The 17,843-nt window shown below is 62.0% G+C and carries 13 protein-coding genes, 1 tRNA gene and 1 riboswitch; of the genes, 9 read left to right on the forward strand and 5 right to left on the reverse strand.

Annotation, left to right across the window (positions count from 1 at the left end; all coding sequences use genetic code 11):
* Positions 1–283: 283 nt before the first annotated feature.
* The 6 genes from ASO19_RS02690 (at position 284) to ASO19_RS02715 (ending at position 8,433) form a co-directional block, all read left to right on the forward strand.
* Entirely contained in the window at positions 284–1,546 is a 1,263-nt protein-coding gene (locus ASO19_RS02690; protein ID WP_081562941.1) for an NAD(P)/FAD-dependent oxidoreductase, read from the forward strand.
* Between the two features lie 237 nt (positions 1,547–1,783).
* On the forward strand, positions 1,784–2,521 hold the full coding sequence (locus ASO19_RS02695) for a 2OG-Fe dioxygenase family protein (RefSeq protein ID WP_103765339.1): 738 nt from the start codon (positions 1,784–1,786) through the stop codon (positions 2,519–2,521).
* Positions 2,522–2,599: 78 nt separating this feature from the next.
* The gene (locus ASO19_RS02700) at positions 2,600–3,148 is read left to right on the forward strand and encodes a hypothetical protein (protein ID WP_052349154.1); all 549 of its coding nucleotides are present in this window, start codon (positions 2,600–2,602) and stop codon (positions 3,146–3,148) included.
* Between the two features lie 335 nt (positions 3,149–3,483).
* The gene (locus ASO19_RS02705; protein WP_043560884.1) at positions 3,484–4,464 is read left to right on the forward strand and encodes a homocysteine S-methyltransferase family protein; all 981 of its coding nucleotides are present in this window, start codon (positions 3,484–3,486) and stop codon (positions 4,462–4,464) included.
* Positions 4,465–4,506: 42 nt separating this feature from the next.
* Positions 4,507–7,017, forward strand: a complete 2,511-nt coding sequence (locus ASO19_RS02710; protein ID WP_258036041.1) for a TonB-dependent receptor plug domain-containing protein — start codon at positions 4,507–4,509, stop codon at positions 7,015–7,017.
* Positions 7,018–7,056: 39 nt separating this feature from the next.
* Positions 7,057–8,433: a purine-cytosine permease family protein gene (locus ASO19_RS02715; RefSeq protein WP_081562940.1), complete on the forward strand. Its 1,377-nt coding sequence runs from the start codon at positions 7,057–7,059 to the stop codon at positions 8,431–8,433.
* Positions 8,434–8,465: 32 nt separating this feature from the next.
* On the opposite strand, the gene ASO19_RS02720 is transcribed toward ASO19_RS02715, so the two are convergent.
* Positions 8,466–8,539, reverse strand: a tRNA-Gly gene (locus ASO19_RS02720).
* 169 nt (positions 8,540–8,708) lie between these two features.
* Positions 8,709–8,789, forward strand: a riboswitch (SAM riboswitch).
* 78 nt (positions 8,790–8,867) lie between these two features.
* On the opposite strand from ASO19_RS02720, the gene metZ reads away from it, so the two are divergent.
* From metZ to ispF, 3 genes are all read left to right on the forward strand, one after another.
* Positions 8,868–10,079 carry an O-succinylhomoserine sulfhydrylase gene (gene metZ / locus ASO19_RS02725; RefSeq protein WP_103765340.1) on the forward strand — a complete coding sequence of 404 codons (1,212 nt, stop codon included), beginning with the start codon at positions 8,868–8,870 and terminating at the stop codon, positions 10,077–10,079.
* A gap of 161 nt (positions 10,080–10,240) precedes the next feature.
* Complete coding sequence (apaG, locus tag ASO19_RS02730; RefSeq protein WP_154981641.1) at positions 10,241–10,717, forward strand: Co2+/Mg2+ efflux protein ApaG; 477 nt, start codon at positions 10,241–10,243, stop codon at positions 10,715–10,717.
* A gap of 26 nt (positions 10,718–10,743) precedes the next feature.
* Positions 10,744–11,967 carry a 2-C-methyl-D-erythritol 2,4-cyclodiphosphate synthase gene (gene ispF, locus ASO19_RS02735; protein WP_086431165.1) on the forward strand — a complete coding sequence of 408 codons (1,224 nt, stop codon included), beginning with the start codon at positions 10,744–10,746 and terminating at the stop codon, positions 11,965–11,967.
* Between the two features lie 99 nt (positions 11,968–12,066).
* Here ispF and ASO19_RS02740 read toward each other — a convergent pair whose 3' ends face one another.
* From ASO19_RS02740 to ASO19_RS02755, 4 genes are all read right to left on the reverse strand, one after another.
* Complete coding sequence (locus ASO19_RS02740; RefSeq protein WP_103765341.1) at positions 12,067–12,780, reverse strand: ATP12 family protein; 714 nt, start codon at positions 12,778–12,780, stop codon at positions 12,067–12,069.
* A 20-nt stretch (positions 12,781–12,800) separates the two neighbouring features.
* The gene (locus tag ASO19_RS02745) at positions 12,801–15,413 is read right to left on the reverse strand and encodes an AsmA family protein (RefSeq protein WP_103765342.1); all 2,613 of its coding nucleotides are present in this window, start codon (positions 15,411–15,413) and stop codon (positions 12,801–12,803) included.
* Positions 15,414–15,482: 69 nt separating this feature from the next.
* Positions 15,483–16,454: an RluA family pseudouridine synthase gene (locus ASO19_RS02750; RefSeq protein ID WP_043560896.1), complete on the reverse strand. Its 972-nt coding sequence runs from the start codon at positions 16,452–16,454 to the stop codon at positions 15,483–15,485.
* The gene (locus ASO19_RS02755; protein ID WP_373364564.1) at positions 16,451–17,836 is read right to left on the reverse strand and encodes a replication-associated recombination protein A; all 1,386 of its coding nucleotides are present in this window, start codon (positions 17,834–17,836) and stop codon (positions 16,451–16,453) included. The genes ASO19_RS02750 and ASO19_RS02755 overlap by 4 nt, the downstream gene beginning before the upstream one ends.
* Positions 17,837–17,843 lie beyond the last annotated feature (7 nt).

Genomic DNA, 17,843 nt, shown 5'->3' on the forward strand with positions numbered 1-17,843 from the left:
TGATCTGACACACGGTTACATCGACATAAACGGCTCATACAGAAGCTGATACCGGGGGCATTTCCGCCCATATCCGGCAGGGTCAACCCCCAGTTGCGGACGGGGGCAGGCCCTGCCCCGGCAGGCACCGGTACCCCCCGGGGTGATAGGGGACCGGGACAATCAGAAAACAACATCGATGACCATGACAGGGCTTGTATATGGCAGGGCGGACCGCTAGAGCTCAGATATTGCTGCGCGTTCTGTTTGCGCCTGTCACGTCGGAAAAACGAGGAACGGTTCCATGTCCGCAAAGAAACATGTCGTCATTCTGGGAGGTGGTGTTGGCGGGCTGGAAGCCGCAACCCAGCTCAGCCACAACTCCCATGTCCGCATTACCCTGATTGATCAGAACGCCGTCCATATCTGGAAGCCTGTCCTGCATGAGCTGGCATCCGGCACGATCGGCCAGAAAGGCAACCTGTTCGCCTTCAATGAGCTTTCCAAACGTTTCGGCTTCTCCTTCATCCAGAGCACGCTGGACACCATCGACAGCACAACAAAGACGCTGAACCTGGAAAACGGGCAGGTCCTGAATTACGATCTGCTCATCGTGGCTCTGGGCTCCTGCGCAAACGACTTCGGCACGCCCGGGGCGAAAGAAAACTGCCTCTTCCTCAATACCCTGGCTGATGCCAACGCCATCCACGACCGTTTCCGTACGCTCATCGAGCGGGCGCAGCTGACAAACAAGCCTGTCCACCTGAACATTGTTGGGGGTGGTGCCACTGGGGTGCAGCTGGCTGCCGAGCTCTGCCAGGCCATCGACAGCACTCCCGGCCTTGGCCCCTCTGCCCGCAAAAGGCTGCTCAGGCCCACGCTGATCGAGGCGCAGGACAGACTGCTGCCGCCTTTCCCCGAGCAGGTTTCGGCCGAGGCCAAGGCCGAACTGGAGAAGCTGGGATTCGATGTCATCACCGGCGGCATGGTCAGTGAGGTCGGCTGCGGCTACATCGCCCTCAAGGATGGTCGGCGCATCGAGTCCGACTTCCCCATCTGGGCTGCTGGGGTGAAAGCCTGCGTGGCGACCTCTCTCCTGAAGAATCTTGAGCTCAGCCGCAGCGGGCAGATCATGGTCACCAACACGCTCCAGACCACGAAAGACCCGTCCATCTATGCCATCGGTGACTGCGCCCGCATGGAGGTCAACCCCACAGCCCCCACGGCGCAGGCCGCCCGGCAGGAAGGCCGTTATGTCGGCCGGGTTGCCATTCCCCGCCAGCTGGCTGGCAAGGCAGCGGTCCCGTTCGTCTATAACGACCGTGGCGCCGTCGTGGCTCTGGGGCGGTACAATGCCTGGGGCATGTGGCCCTCCAAGAAGGGGTTCGGCGGCCATGGCTTTGGAGCCCAGCTGGCCCGCTTCATCCATGAAGGTCTGTTCCGCCAGCACCAGATGGGCATCAGCGGTCTTTTCCGTACCGTCTGCGCAGCCCTCGGCGAACGCTTCAAGCCCAACAATCCTGATCTGAACGGCAAGAAACCGTCAGCACAGCCGGAACAGGACTGAAGCGGCCCTTCCCCCCAACCCGGCAGCCCCCTTCACGGCAGGTGAAGGGGGTTTGCCCTGCGGGGGCTCAAAAAGGCCTGTACACTCCACCATCAAGGTTTTTCACCAGGACGGCACAAGGCGCAAGACAGTTGCCGGGAGACCTTTTATACTCGGGCTCTGTGCCATCATGATCCGTACCGCCAGAAAAGGGCAGCCCCAGTCTGCTCCCCTTGCGGCGACAGGGGAACGCCTGCCATGACCCTATCCTGTACAGCTTCCACCGGTTCTATCGAACAGCAGATCATCAAAAACGGTTTTGCCTTTCTCCCCGCTCGACAGGCCAGAGCGTGGCTGGAGCCCTGCGGCCTGAAAGACTGGCAGGGTTTTGCTGAAAGCTGGAATGATCTGGGCATGGACCTCTACATGGCTGATGGCGGGCGCTACCGCCGTCGTCGCTATGGGACCTTTTCCATCACCGGGAACAGCCTGACCCGCAAGGACCATCAGCCCCATTATCAGAGCCGGGATTACAATCTGCTCAATGGCGGGGTAGAACGCTGGTTCAGTCCCATCACTGACGGGATGGGGCGACATCCGGCCCTTGCGGCCATTCTCCAGGCCACCTCCACCATGGCGGACCACCTCTCCCCGGAACGACCCCAGCCAGCCCCGTGGCATGTGGAGGTCCATCAGTTCCGCATCGAGGCCGCCAGCGATGCAGAGGCTCTTCCCACGCCGGAAGGGATGCATCGTGATGGCGTGGACTGGGTTTTCGTCTTCATGGTCAACCGCTGCAACATACGGGAAGGCGTCACGAGCATCCATGCGCTGGACCAGCAGACCGTATTGGGGTCCTTCACCCTGACAGAGCCGCTGGATACTGCCATTGTGGACGATCACCGTGTCTATCACGGCGTGACGGCGGTAGAACCGGAAGACCCCACCCTGCCCGCCTACCGTGACGTGCTCGTCGTCACCTTGCGGTATGAATGAGCACAACCCCGTTACCCTGCCATTCATGGCGGGCTTCCCTGTCTTTTCCTGACCCGTCCCCCAGAGGATAACGACGCCATGACACGTTCATCACCTGTTCCTGTCCGCCTCCGTGGCCTTGCCGGAAACCTGTGCCGTTCCGCCATCGTCATGGGTCTCTTCGGTTTCATCCAGACCAGCCCGGCCGAGGCGGCCAGCCAGAAGCATCCGTCACGTCATCATCATTCAGCACAGCACTCCAGCACGACACCCGTGGAGCTGAAAGCCCAGCCCGGCACGGAGCTGGACAGGCAGGCCCGCAGCCTGAATGCAGACCTTCTGGACGATGCGGCCCGCCACAACGAGACACCCATCGTCCTGACAGGGACAGCCAAACTCGCCCCAAAGCAGAAAAACATGATCCTGTTCGTGCAGCTGCAATCATACCGCCTCTGCGGGTCTGCAGGCTGTACCACCTCCATCTATCGCAGGAATGGCAACAAATGGGACACACTGCTGGACAGCGTGAACGGTTCCATCCGTATTGCCCGCCAGCGTCACAACGGTCTGGCTGACATCATTATTGATGGCAACGACCGCTGGGTATTTGACGGGCAGAAATACGAGGACACTCTCAACAGCCCCTGATTCTTCGGGCTCCACCGTCATGTTGGCAGGCGCTGGGGCCCTTTTTCATCTTTCTGCAAAGGAATGACAAAATCCGGCTGATACCGGAGAAAATATTTTTTACAGTTTTTTATATGGATATAATCATATCATTATATGATAAATACAATACATTAACTTGCCGTCACCTTTAGCTCTCAATAATACCCATCTCCGCCCACTTCTATACTTTACATATAACATCATGCTTATATGTGTATGGGATTGATATTTTCGTCAAGTTTTTTTACCCATGGCGCTCCTTCAACAGACAGAAAACGGGGACCAGACCACAGCCCCCCCAATGAGCCAGCGCCATGCCTTCTTCCACCACGCCCTTCTCTTCCGTAGCTGACCGGACACCTCTCATCCTTGATGGTGGCATGGGGCGGGAGCTGCACCGCATGGGAGCTCCGTTCCGCCAGCCGGAATGGTCAGCCCTCAGCCTGATGGAGCGGCCCGATCTGGTGCAGCAGGCCCATGAGAACTTCCTCAAGGCCGGGGCGCATGTCATCACGACCAACAGCTATGCCGTCGTGCCATTCCATATCGGTGAGGAACGTTTTGCCGCACGGGGCGAGGAACTGGCCCGCCTCTCCGGCCATCTGGGACGGCAGGCCATTGCAGCACAGGCCCAGGGTGGAAAGCCGTCTCTTCTGGCCGGTTCCCTGCCACCGGCAGGCGGCTCTTACCGTCCCGACCTGTTCACCCCCCAGAAGGCAGAGGCTATCCTGACGCCGCTCATCCGTGGGCTGGCACCCTCGGCCGATCTCTGGCTGGCAGAAACACAGAGCAGCATCGCCGAACTTCAGACAGCCCACAGGCTCGTCCAGCAGAGCACGGACGATGCACGCCCCTTCTGGGGAAGTTTCACGCTGGATGATTCCGATCCCGCCGCTCTCATCCACCAGCACGCCCCGGTCCGCCTGCGGTCGGGTGAACTGCTGGAAGAAGCCGTGGAAGCCGCCCTTCAGCTGAAGCTGGAGGCCCTGCTCTTCAACTGCAGCGACCCCCGCATCATGGAAACGGCCCTGCACACAGCCCGAAAGGTGCTGAAGACACACGGTGATTCCACCACCCTGAAACTGGGCGTGTATGCCAACGGTTTCGCCCACAACCATCATGACGGCGAAGGCGAAGGAGCCAATGAAAGCATCACTCCACTGGATGGCACGCTGACATCCCAGCGTTACGCCGACTTCGCCCAGCACTGGCTTGCTGCCGGGGCCGACATCATCGGGGGCTGCTGTGGCATCGGGCCGGAGCATGTCGCCGCCCTCGCCGCCCGTTTTTCCTGACCTGCTGACCCACCGCCCATTTCGCACTCTGGAGACACCACAATGCCCCGCCTGCATGGCTCTCACCGTCTGCCTGCCTCCCTGCTGTCCCTCTCCTGGCTTATGGGGTCATGCGGCATGGGCCTTGGCCTCGCCACGGCCCTGTCAGGCTCACTATCCACCGCCAGAGCCGCCACAGTGACAGGCACGGCCACGACCTCCCCAGCGGCCAGCAAAAAGACACAGGCCCGCAAGAGCACATCCACAACCCGCCACAGGCCCCACGCCATCAATGCCAAATCAGCCGAACATCTGACCGTCCACCGGACAAACACACCGCTGAAACGGGCACGGGCCAGCACCTCACCGGTGGATATCGTCACGGCACAGCAGCTCCAGCGCACGGGGCAGCTGAACGTGGCGGAAGCTCTGGCCCGCATCAATCCGTCCATCACCATCAGTGCAGCAGGGTATGACGCCTCGGCCCTGACCTCCTCCATCCGCCTGCGGGGGCTGAACCCCAACCACACGCTCGTGCTCGTCAACGGCATACGCCGCCACACCACGGCGAACATCAGTGCCGACAGCGGGCCGGAGGAAGGCTCCAGCCCGGTGGACCTGAACATGATCCCCCCGGAAGCCATCGACCATATCGAAATCCTGCGGGACGGTGCCGCCTCCCGCTACGGGGCGGACGGGCTGGCCGGTGTCATCAACATCGTGCTGAAAAAGGACGTCAGAAGCTCCGACATTGATGCCCAGACAGGCGCAAATGCCTATAACGGCGATGGCTGGCAGTACCAGTTCGGCTTCGACAAGGGCCTAGCCCTGGGCGAGGACGGGTACGTCAATCTGGCCGGGCAGATGTACCATACCGACCATTTCATCCAGAAAGGTCTGGACGTCCGCACGAACCGTTATGACGACCCGGCCCTCAGCCTTGCCGAGGAAACCCGCCAGACCCTCAGCCTCAATTTCGGCAAGCATTTCACCCAATCCCTGGAAGGCTACGGCTTTGTCACCTATGCCCACCGTCACGGTGAAGGCTTCCAGGATTACCGGACGCCGGACACGTTCCCGCAATATTATCCCGACGGGTTTTCTCCCATCGAGGCCATGGAGGAACAGGACTACGCCGTCACACTGGGGCTGAAGGGCCGCCTGCCTGCCGGGTTCCACTGGGATGCCAACACGACATACGGGGCCGATGATGACCACATGACCCTGAAGAACAGTGGCAGCCCGGCCTATTATGCCGATTACGGCACATCCCCCACGAAGGTCCGGACGGAACGCTTCAAGAACGAACAGTGGAACAACACGCTGAACATCAGCCGCAGGTTCGCCTTTGCTCCCGGCCGCTCGCTGGACCTCTCCTTCGGCGCCCAGCACAGGCTGGAGAAATACACCATCGGGGCCGGTGAGCCTGCCTCCTACTACAAGGGTGGTCTCCAGGGCTTTGCGGGCCTGATGCCGCAGAATGCGGGATCATGGACCCGCAACGTCTGGGCGGGCTACATTGATGCGGACTTCCACCCGCTCCGGCATCTCGATGTCGATTTCGGCGGGCGGTATGAGCATTATACCGATTCCGGCAATGCCGAGACGGGCAAGATCGCCGCCCGGTATGACGTGACGAAACGCTTTGCCCTGCGGGCCACCATCAGCAACGGCTACCGTGCTCCCACCCTGCTGGAGCAGCATTACAGCGTGCTCAGCGTCATCCCCAACGGGGCCTCGGCCAGTCTGCCTGTCAGTTCCGCAGCGGCCAGCTCCCTCGGGGCCCAGCGGCTGAAGGCGGAACGCTCCACCAACGCCAGCGGCGGCATCGTGCTGGAACCCGTCACGAACCTTCATGTCTCGGCTGACGTGTACCAGATCAACATCCGCAACCGCATCTCACCGGGCGGCAGCTTCCAGGGCAGTGCGGCAGAAAATGCCATCGCCCTGATGGGGGCCTCCCTGCCCGGCGGGCTGGACCCGGACAACGTCACAGCCACCTACTTCACCAACGGGGCCAGCACCCGCACGCAGGGGCTGGACATCATGGCCGATTACGCCCTGAAGCTGCACCGCTACGGGTCACTCAATCTCAGCCTGGCCCTCAATCTGAACCGCACCCGCATCCACCATCTCAACACCTATGCGGACGGATCGCCCATCCTCAATGCACAGCAGATCGGCTACCTCACCACGGCGTCACCCCGCAGCAAGATCGTTCTCAACGCATACTGGAAGCTGAACCGCTGGAATGTGAACCTCCGCCAGACACGCTATGGCGAGACGGTCAACAACGTGACCTATCAGGACCAGGCCCCGGCGGCCCTGCAATATTCGCAGAGCCAGTTCCACCGCTTCGTGAACACACCTGCCTGGCTGACGGACCTTGAGGTCGGCTTCCAGGCCACGAAGCGCATCCATCTGGCCGTCGGCGGGAACAACCTCTTCAACGTCCGGCCCCGCCGGATGCCGCTGGAAAACTCCTACACCGGCTCACTGTTCTACGACAACAATTCCGCCGGTATCCCCATGACGGGCGGCTATTACTACGGGCGCATCAACATCAGCCTGTAACCCCGGAGACAGGCACGGACCACGACAGGGCAGACCACCATGTTCTCAGCGATCGAGCAGCACACCATCCACCCAATCCCCGCCTCGGACAGGCGGGGCCGCCCGCGGGACCAGTTCACCATCTGGTTCAGCACCAACATGACGCTGCTGACGGTCGTGACGGGTGCGCTGGGGCCGTTGCAGTGCCACATCTCCTTCACTCTCACGGCCCTTGCCTTCCTGCTTGGCAGCCTGCTCGGGGCTGTCTTCATGGCCCTTCATGCCGTGCAGGGGCCACGGCTTGGGGTGCCGCAGATGATCCAGAGCCGGGGGCAGTTCGGTGCATGGGGGGCCATGCCGGTCATCCTGATGGTCGTCGTCATGTATGTCAGCTTCGTCGCCTCCAACTGCGTGGTGGGCGGCGATGCGCTGCGGAGTGTCCTGCCCTCGCTGGGAGCACATCCGGCCATCCTCATCATGGCCGTCCTCAGCCTGCTGCCCTGCATCATCGGCTACCGGACGATCGAGATATTCTCCTCGGCGGTTTCCTTCATCACGACGGCCGTCATCCTGCTCTGCTTCTTTGTCGGGCTGGCGAGCCTGCCACACGGGCAGGCCTTTCTGGCAGACATGCACGGCTCCTTTGCCGGGTTTCTCCAGGCCTTTTCCATCGCCGTGCTCTGGCAGATCGCCACGGCTCCCTATGTCTCCGATTCCTCACGCTACCTGCCGGATGAGAAAGCCAGCTATCCCCGCATCTTCCTCGCCTGTTATGGCGGCACGGTCGGCGGAACCTTTCTGGCGATGGCAGCGGGGGCCTTCCTCAGTGCCGCCACAGGGCTATCACCCGCCGTCGCCATCACCCACATGACGGGACCATGGGCAGGGCTGATCATCCTCGTCCTGGGGCTGTCCATCGCCTTCGCCAATGCCATGGACCTCTACTGCTGCACGCTCTCCCTCATCACGCTGCTGCACAGCTGCCGCACCAGCTGGCAGCCACGGGGGCGCAGCCGCCTCATCATCACCCTGCTGATCATCTTGACAGCCACGGCGATGGCCCTTTTCATGGCGAAGTCCTTCAATGCCGCCTACAGCGCCCTGCTGGACCTGCTCATGGCCGTCATGATCCCATGGACAGCCATCAACCTTGCGGACTTCTACCTCATCCGCAAAGGGGACTATCATGTCCCATCCTTTTTCGAACGGGATGGCGGGGTCTATGGGCTTGTGAACGGCCCGGCCCTGTTCAGCTACGGGCTGGGGATTCTGGCGGAAATTCCCTTCCTCAACCTGTCCTTCTATCACGGCCCGCTGCTGGAACGGCTGCATGGCGTGGACATCTCATGGCTGACGGCCCTGCTCGTCTCCACGCTCAGCTATCTTCTGCTGGCACGGTACGGAAAAGCCCACCACACCCAACAACCGGGCGGATGAAGAGACGACCTTCTGATTTTCAGGGGAAAGACTGGAGCGGATGAGGGGAATCGAACCCCCGTATGCAGCTTGGGAAGCTGCCGTTCTACCATTGAACTACATCCGCTTCGTGGGGCCTCTTATACCGGCTGGCAAAAACCTGCGCAATCCCCTTTCCATCATATTTTCCAGCAGAGTATCGCCCTTTCCCGAACATCTTCCAGCGAACCGTGACCGGTTCTCCTTGACGCCCCCCTTCCACCGGGCGCATAGTCGGGGCGTGGCGTTGCTGGACGGTAACCCACCCTCGTGATTTGATAGGCCGGCTTGCGGCGAGGTAAAAGAACATGCGCTAAAGAGGCCCTGTTTCTCTCCCGCAGAATCAGGACTTCATACGGCCTCCATCCTAATCGGGCAGGCCGCCGGGTGGTCTGCCTCTTCAGCTGGAGGAACCCATGCCCTCTACCGACCAGTCCTTCCTCTCCTCCTGCCGCACCGACACACGTCTGCTGCACGAGGCCCGCAACCGCACCGAACATGGTGAAACGTCGGACGCCATCTTCCCGACATCCGGCTTCGTCTATGACAGCGCAGAGCAGGCCGAGGCCACCTTTGAAGGGACGATCCAGCATCTTCAGTATTCCCGCTATGGGAACCCCACGGTTGATGCGCTTCAGGATCGCCTTGCCCTGCTTGAAGGGGCCGAGGCCTGCCAGACGACATCCACCGGCATGGGGGCCGTCTCCTGTGCCCTGCTGGCCCAGCTGAAGGCTGGTGACCGTGTCGTGGCCAGCAGTGCGCTCTTCGGCTCCACACACTGGCTGCTGGACTCGCTACTGCCCGGCTATGGCATCGAGACCGTCATGCTGGACGGCACCGACCTCAAGGCCTGGGAAGAGGCTCTTTCCAAACCCACCCAGGCCGTGCTGATCGAGACCCCCTCCAACCCGATGCTGGATGTTCTGGACATCCGCCACATTGCCGACCTTGCCCACAAGGCGGGGGCCATCTTCATGGTGGACAATGTCTTCGCCACACCTGTCGGCCAGAAGCCGCTGGAACTCGGGGCGGATGTCGTCATCTACTCCTGTACCAAGCATATTGACGGTCAGGGCCGTGTGATGGGCGGGGCCATTCTGGGCAGCCGGGACTGGATCACCGGGACGCTCCAGCCCTTCGTCCGCAATACGGGCAACACGCTGTCTCCCTTCAATGCCTGGGTGCTGTCCAAGGGGCTGGAAACGCTGCGCCTGCGTGTGGAGGCCATGGCCCGCAATGCCGCCCGCCTTGCTGACGCCCTGAGCGAACTGCCCGGCATCACGTCCGTCCGCTATCCCGGCCGCAAGGATCATCCCCATGCCGACCTTGCCCGGAAACAGATGAGCAATGGCGGAACACTGGTGGCCTTCAGCGTCGCCAATGGCAAGAAAGGGGCGTTTGCCTGCCTCAACGCCTTCCGGCTCATTGCCATTTCCAACAATCTGGGGGATGCCCGCAGCCTTGCCACCCATCCCGCCACCACCACCCACCGCAAGCTGACGCAGGAACAGCGTGATGCCTTGGGCATCACGGATGGCTCCATCCGCTTCTCGGTCGGGCTGGAAGATGTGGAAGACCTTATCGAGGACCTGCGCCGTGGGGCCGAAGCCGCCCGGCAGGCAGGCTGAACGACCCGGCCTGCAAGCCCGTCCCCGCACTCCCCGTGAACGGGACGGGCGGCCACGACAGGTCAGACATATGAAGACATTCCAGAATACCAGTAAGGGAAAATCCGCCGCTCCTGACAGAATGACCTGACAAATCCCCATAATGATTCTAGTAAAGGCCCATGTCCGATAATTCCCTCCCCCCGGAAGGCCCGATGGCCGAGACGGAAACCCTCGAGATGGAGCCCATCACGTCCCTGCCCGCCTTTACGGCCCATACCGGCGACGTGACCGTGAATGTCCGCCCTTTCTGGGTTGATGAACATTCCGACCCGGAAGAACACCGTTATGTCTGGCTCTATCATGTACTGATTGAAAACAGAGGCAAGGAGAGCATCCAGCTTCTCTCACGCAGCTGGACCATCACGGATGATCGGGGTGGGCGTGAAGACGTGCATGGTGAAGGCGTGGTGGGCGAGCAGCCCGTCATTGCTCCAGACAGCAGCTATCAATATACATCCGGAGCTGAACTCAAAACACCGAGCGGCTTCATGGAGGGCCTCTACCACATGGTCACCCCGGCCAGCGGCCATCGTTTTGATGTCACCGTGCCCGTATTCAGTCTGGACAGTCCCCATCACATGGGCATGACCCACTGACGGACAGCAGAAAAGGACCCGCCATCTTGAACGCCCCCCATGCCCGCCCGAAACACAGACGCATTGCCGCCCTTCTTCTGGCGGCGGGGCGTGGGCGGCGGTTCTCTGCCGGTGCCCCGCAGGAACAGGCCAGCATAAGCAAGCAGTTCCATCTTCTGGCCGGGCAGCCGGTCATCCGGCACGCCGCCATGGCCCTGCTGCCGCATGTCGATGTCCTCCAGCCGGTTGGCAGCGACCCGCTCCTGCCCGAGGCCCTGGCAGGGCTGGATGTCCTTCCCCCGGTCGAGGGCGGAGCCGAACGGCATGACAGCGTGCGGGCCGGGCTGGAGGCCCTGGCAAAACTGCCCGAGCCGCCTGATGTCGTTCTCGTGCATGACGGGGCCCGCCCCTGCGTCCCGGCTGCTGTCATCACCCGTACCCTTGAGGCACTGGAGACCCATGAGGGTGTCATCCCGGCCCTGCCTGTCAGCGACACGCTTAAGAAGGTGGAGAATGGCCTCATCACCGGGACGGTCTCACGGGAAGGCCTCTGGCGTGCCCAGACCCCGCAGGGCTTCTCCTTCCCGCTGCTGCGGGACCTGCATGACCGGCACCGCACCGCCCTGACCGATGATGCCGGCCTGCTGGAGGCGGAAGGCCACAAGGTGGCGATCGTCATGGGTTCGGAAGACAATATCAAACTGACCGTTACGGAGGATCTGATGCGGCTTGAACGTGTAATTGAGGACCAGAAGACCCAGCCTGCGCAAGCTCCCGTTCTTCTGCCCCGTGTCGGTCTGGGCTATGATGTTCATGCCTTTGCCGAGGGCCGCAAGCTCATCCTCTGTGGCATCGAGATTCCCCATGAGAAGGGCCTTGCCGGTCACTCCGATGCCGATGTGGGCATCCATACACTCTGCGACGCCATCTATGGTGCGCTGAATGAGGGCGACATTGGCCGTCACTTCCCCCCCACGGATGAGAAATGGCGTGACATGGATTCCGCCCGCTTCCTCATCCATGCCGGAGAGCTGATCCGCTCCAAGGGTGGGATGCTGGTCAATGCGGACCTGACGATCATCTGCGAACGCCCGAAGATCGGCCCTCATGCCAAGGCCATGTGCGCCCGCCTTGCCGAGCTGCTGAAGGTCAGTCCCAGCCGCATTTCCGTCAAGGCCACGACCTCCGAGCGTCTGGGCTTCACGGGGCGGGAAGAAGGCATCGCCGCCACGGCTGCCGTCAGCATCATGGTGCCGGACAGCGGGGAGTAAGACGCTCCCTCCTTCCGCAGGGCCAGTCGTGAAAAAGCCCCTCCAGAGACCCGTTCTGGAGGGGCTTTTCCGTTCCATGAAATCACGCTTCCTGTCCGGTCAGGCTGCTTTCACCCGCCCCTGCGCCAGATGCAGGAAACGGAGCGCATCGGCAATGTCTGTGTTCCGCTTCTCAAGCAGTGTGGCGAGTTCCCTGTCGTGGCCCCATTTTTCCAGCTGGCGGTATTCGTCGGCATGGGCAAGATGCACGGCCTCGTCAAAGCTGACCACGTCATGCACCAGAGCCAGCGGCAGAAGCAGGCTGCCCATGATGGGCACCATGACACCCAGAGCCGTCAGCTGGGCAGGCTCCAGCTGCGACAGGTAATGCGTCAGGGCCTCGCCATAGGCGGCAGGCTGCTCCAGAGGCATGAGACCATCCGTCATGGCCGGATGCAGCCCCTGTTCCGCTGCCCAGGCCCGGATGCGGGCCGTCACGGCATCATCCTGCGCCACACTCCGGTAGCAGAGATTGTCATCAATGCCATAAGCGTGCAGGGCGGCTTCCATCGCTGCACGATCGGGCAGGATGCGCTCGATCTGACTGCCCGCCATGCGGGTCAGGACCAGATCATCCGGGGTGAACTGGGCACCCTCGGCAATCTGACGCCATTCTTCCGCAAGAGCCTCTGCCAGAGCAGGAGATGACACGGCCAGGGCCGTTCCGGCAGGCAGCTTCACGGGCCTGCCATCCAGCAATGGTCCCTGCTGGCCAGACTCACCGACTGGCCCCACTGTCACCTGTTTCCAGAAACGCCTGTGCAACTGTGCCATGACGCTGCCCTTCCTTCCTGTCAGTTGCCACCAAGACCAAGGGCCCGGAGAATCCCGCCTGCCCCGCCAGAATGGCCATCATCCCGTGCAGGCAGGGCCAGACCCTTCTGCCCGCCACGAGCCTGCTGGACAGCATGAGCACAAGCATCACTGCCAAAACGGGCTGTATCCAGAGCAGCCTGATCCTTGTCCTGCGCTCCTATATGAACCGTGCCATTCTGCCCTGAAAGGGCCAGTGGTGTGGAAAAATCCGCCCCTACAAGCGTGACATGCGGCATGAGCTGGAACGTGTAGCTCATGTCACCCAGCTTCATCGTCCCCTGCCCGATGAGGGAAAGATGCTTCACCTCCAGAGCCATGTCACTGAAATGTGCCTGACCATGCCCGAATGTCGCCGTCCCGGCAAAGCAGCGCAGCCCCATCGTGCCAGAACCCAGCTTGAGGAGACTGGCCGCAGGGCCTGCCAATGGTGCCAGAACCTCCCTTTGGACACGGCCATCCACAAGGGACAGGCCCATCTGGCCATCCAGGGCCTGCCACAGAGCCTCAGGCTGGGCGCCTTCCGTCCCGAGAGCCCCTTCCAGCTGCACAGGTCCCTCAAACATCACAGGCTGCCCCAGCAGGCTCTGTACCCAGCTGGCCGGCAGAATGAATGGATGCGCCTTCATGCCCATCCGCAGAGGGTCAGCCGTGCCATCCAGCACAACCTCACCAGCAAGCGGCACGTCCTGCACGCTCCCTCCCAGCACGGAAAGACTCAACCGCCCCCCCAGCCCCAGAAGATGCAGATGCAGCCCCTGATAGGCGATGCCTGCCACATGGAGCTGATCTGCCGTCATATCCACATCGAACGGTCGCCCCGCCATGCTTCCGAACCACTGCATCAGACGGGTCTCAGACGCCTTTCCTTCCGCGGGGGCCACCTCTGGCGGCCGGGATGCCTGCGCAGCATCACCGGGCTCTCCCTTGCCCGCTGCGGGCACAGGCCCCGCCTGCACTGCCGGCTCGGCAGCAGGTGTGAGCGATGCGGAAGAGACACGCTCCCCCTCCAGATGGGTCAGATGCAGTTTGCCCACAAGCCCCGCATCCGGCTGCATGGGCAGGTCCGCCGACAGGTTTCCGCCCGCTTCCTGACTGTCAAACACCACATCCTGAAGCGACAGGAAAGAAAGGCCTGCATCCTTCACCGGCCCCAAGACAAGCTGCCCCTTCACATGACCATCATGCACCAGCAGGCCCGGAATTCCCCTGATGTCAGGAAACTGGAACAGGGCTGCCTGGCCGGAAAAAGCCAGCGTACTGCCCTGCCGCCCGGCCTGTCCCTGAAGGTCGAAAGACACATTGTCCTGTCTGGCATCCGTTCTGGCGGCATCACCCCGGCTGAACAGGCTGGATAATGTTCTGTCCTGCCCCTGCACGTTCAGCTTCAGCCCGACAGATGCCGGGATGCGGCCCAAAAGAGCAGACTGTGCCTTCTGCAAACTCTCTGCCTCACCATGAAACAGCCAGGCATAACGCCCCCAGGCAGCCTGCCCCTGAAGGACAAATGGTGCCTGCGCACTGTCAGCATCAATCTGGATGTCGCTCAGCTGCAGCGGTGCCGCCACATGCCACATGCCCGCAGGCAGGGTCGCACTGCCCAAATGGGCATGAACCTGATCCAGCACCAGACGCCGGGGCAGATGCAGCAGGGCATCCGTCAGAGCCATGTCCGTTCCGTTGCTGGCAGCCACCATGTCATCATCACTGTGGAAACGGACTGTCCCCTCAAGCTGCCCCAGATCAACCGGCATCGCCCGTGAGAGCAGATGCCGCAGGCCCCGCAGGGATGTCCAGCGACCGGACAGCGTGAAATTCACACCTTTCAGCCGGTGGGCGTCCCGCATGAGGCCATCAAGCGTGGCATGGTCCTGGTGCTCGCCGGTCCCCAGCGTCAGCCCCAGGCTGAAAGCCCACGGGTCTTTCTGTCCGGCAGACGCAGAAAGAAGCTGATGGAGAGGGCCAAGCCGTCCCCGCAGCGTAAAAGGCGTGTGCCCATATGTGCCCCGCAGATCCACCCACGGGCTCACACTGCGCATGCCCGCCATCTCCAGACTGGCCAGATGAAGGTGGCCTCCTTCCGGGACATGACTGTCCGACAGATCATCCTGCCATGAGAGTTCAGCATCAGTCAGATGCAGCCCTCCGAAGCTGACCTTCCAGCGGGGGGTGACGGCATCACCGGCCACAGGCGCTGCGACCCTCTGATCCTGCGAGATTACAGGGAGCCACGTGGAGCACTGTTTCTCGCTGGCCCGATGCAGCATGATGCCCGCTCCCCTCACCGTGAATTCCTGAAAGGAAATCTCCCGGTTCAGTATCGCCAGCAGAGACAGGTCCGCATGGACGGACCGGGCCGCCACGAAGGGCGTGCAGCCCGGTCTTGTCAGTACGACATTTGTTGCCTGAAAAGACGGCCATGGCAGCAGCTGGAAGGACGTTTCCCCCATCTTCAGCTCCAGCCCCGTCTGCTGCTGGAAGGCCTCCGTGACACGCTGCCGCAGCCTGTTCTGGTCTATCAGAAACTGCGGAGCAAGGCTCACGCCTGTCACCACCACCACCAGCCCGATCAGGATTGCTGCCAGCTTTTTCATCTGCCTGTGTCCTCGTTTTCTCAGGCGGCCAGGTCCCCCTGCAAAGGGCCAGCCGTCCCTGTCAGTCTTTCACCGTGTCCGGCGTGGTGCTGGTGTGTCACCAGCAATGAAACCCAGCGTCTGGAACGTCTCACGCATATGGGGCGGCAAGGGAGCCGCCACCTGCAACCTTCCCCCCGCCGGATGAGGGAACTCCAGCATCCTTGCATGGAGGTGCAGCCTGTCCGGGAAACCCTCCACATGGGCCGTTTCGCCCCCATAGCGGGGATCACCCAGAATGGGCGTGCCCAGACTCTCCGTATGGACACGCAGCTGGTGCGTCCGCCCCGTCCAGGGGGACAGGGCCAGCCAGCTGAAACGCTTGCCTGTGGCATCCAGCGTCTCGTAGGAACTCTTGGCACTCATCGCATCCTCTTCCCCACGGGCGACCGGCACGATAAGCGAGGCCCCCCCGGCCCCGACCTTGGCCAGAGGCTGGTCGATCACACCTTCAGCAGGGCTGGGCCGCCCGACAACCACCGCCCAGTAGGTCTTGCTCACCTCACGACCCCGAAAGGCCGCTGCCAGTTTTGCCGCCACACCAGGCGTGCGGGCCAGCAGTAGGATGCCGGACGTATCACGGTCAATGCGATGCACGAGGCGGGGCTTGTCGCCTCCCTCCGGCCTCAGCCCCTCCAGCATCATGTCCACGTGTACGGTGATGCCGGGGCCACCCTGTGTTGCCAGTCCGGACGGCTTGTTCAGCACGATGAGATGGTCATCCTCATAAAGGATCATGTCCCGCAGCTGCTGGACGAGTTCCGGGTTGGGCGGTGGCGGCGGGGCCGGGCGGCTCTGGTCCGGCAGAGGGGGGATACGGATGCTCTGGCCGGGATTGAGCCTTTTATTGGGCTGCACCCGCCCTCCATCAACCCGCACCTGCCCCTTGCGGCACAGCTTCTGCAACCCGCCCTGTGTCAGGTTGGGATAATGACGGCGAAACCAGCGGTCGAGACGCAGATCGGCCTCATCTTCGCTGACAATACGATTCTCAACACTCATGACTGGCGAGATGCCCGTTTCTGCGCCAGCATGTCCAGCCGTTTCCTGATTCTTTCTTCAAATCCACGGTCGACCGGCCTGTAAAGCGTCACCCGTTCCATGCCGTCGGGGAAGTAGTTCTGGCCGGAAACACCATCCTCGCAGTCATGATCGTATTCGTAGCCCTTCTTGTAACCCAGCTCCTTCATCAGGGCTGTCGGAGCATTGCGGATATGGGCCGGAGGCATGAGGCTGCCCGTCTGCTTCGCCAATGCCCTAGCCTCATTATAAGCCCGATACACTGCGTTGGACTTGGAGGCGACCGCCAGATGGACCACAACCTGCGCCAGGGCCACCTCCCCCTCTGGAGAGCCGAGCCTCTCATAAGCCATCGCTCCGGCCTGTGCCAACGGCAGGGAGGTCGGATCAGCCTCGCCAATATCCTCACTGGCAAAGCGGACGAGACGGCGGGCAATGTAGCGGGGGTCTTCCCCGCCTTCCAGCATACGGGCGAACCAGTAAAGTCCCGCATCAGGGTCACTCCCCCGCAGGGATTTGTGCAGAGCGGAAATCAGATTGTAATGTTCGTCCCGGTCCCTGTCATACAGGACAGGCCGCCGGGACAGGGACCGGGCCAGCTCCTCCGGCCCCAGCGGGCGGGTTCCATCCTTCGTCAGGGAAAGAAGCTGCTCGACCATGTTCAGCAGATAGCGCCCATCCCCATCCGCCATGGCCCGCAGGGAGGCCCGGCCCTCATCCGTCAGGGGCAGGGTCCGCTCCGTGGCCGTTTCGGCCCGCACAAGAAGCTGCTCCAGCGCAGCATCATCCAGCCTGTGCAGGACAAGAACCTGACAGCGTGACAACAGGGCAGAGTTCAGCGTGAAGGACGGATTCTCGGTCGTGGCTCCCACCAGCACGACCGTTCCCCGTTCCACATAGGGCAGAAAGCCATCCTGCTGCGCCCGGTTGAAGCGGTGAATCTCATCCACGAAGAGCAGCGTGCCACGCCCGGTGGCCTCGGCCTTGCGGCGGGCTTCATCAAAGGCTTTTTTCAGATCCGCCACACCGGAAAAAACAGCGGAAATCTTCGTGTAAAACAGTCCCACCCGTTCGGCGAGCAGCTGGGCAATGGTTGTCTTGCCGCATCCCGGCCCACCCCAGAGAATCAGGCTGGACAGATGGCCACTTCCCAGCATCCGGGTCAACGTACCCTCCGGCCCCAGAAGATGGACCTGCCCCTGCACCTCATCCAATGACTGCGGACGCAGACGGTCCGCCAGCGGCTGGGTGCCCGCAGCACGGCGTGACGGAGAGGACTCTGACCGACGTGCCCCCTCCTCATGCCGGGAAACACCACCCGATGAGGAACCCCCAAAGAGATCCGGCATGGTATCCGACATCATCATCCCT

This window comes from Parasaccharibacter apium (assembly GCF_002917995.1).
Taxonomy (GTDB): Bacteria; Pseudomonadota; Alphaproteobacteria; order Acetobacterales; family Acetobacteraceae; genus Bombella; species Bombella apis.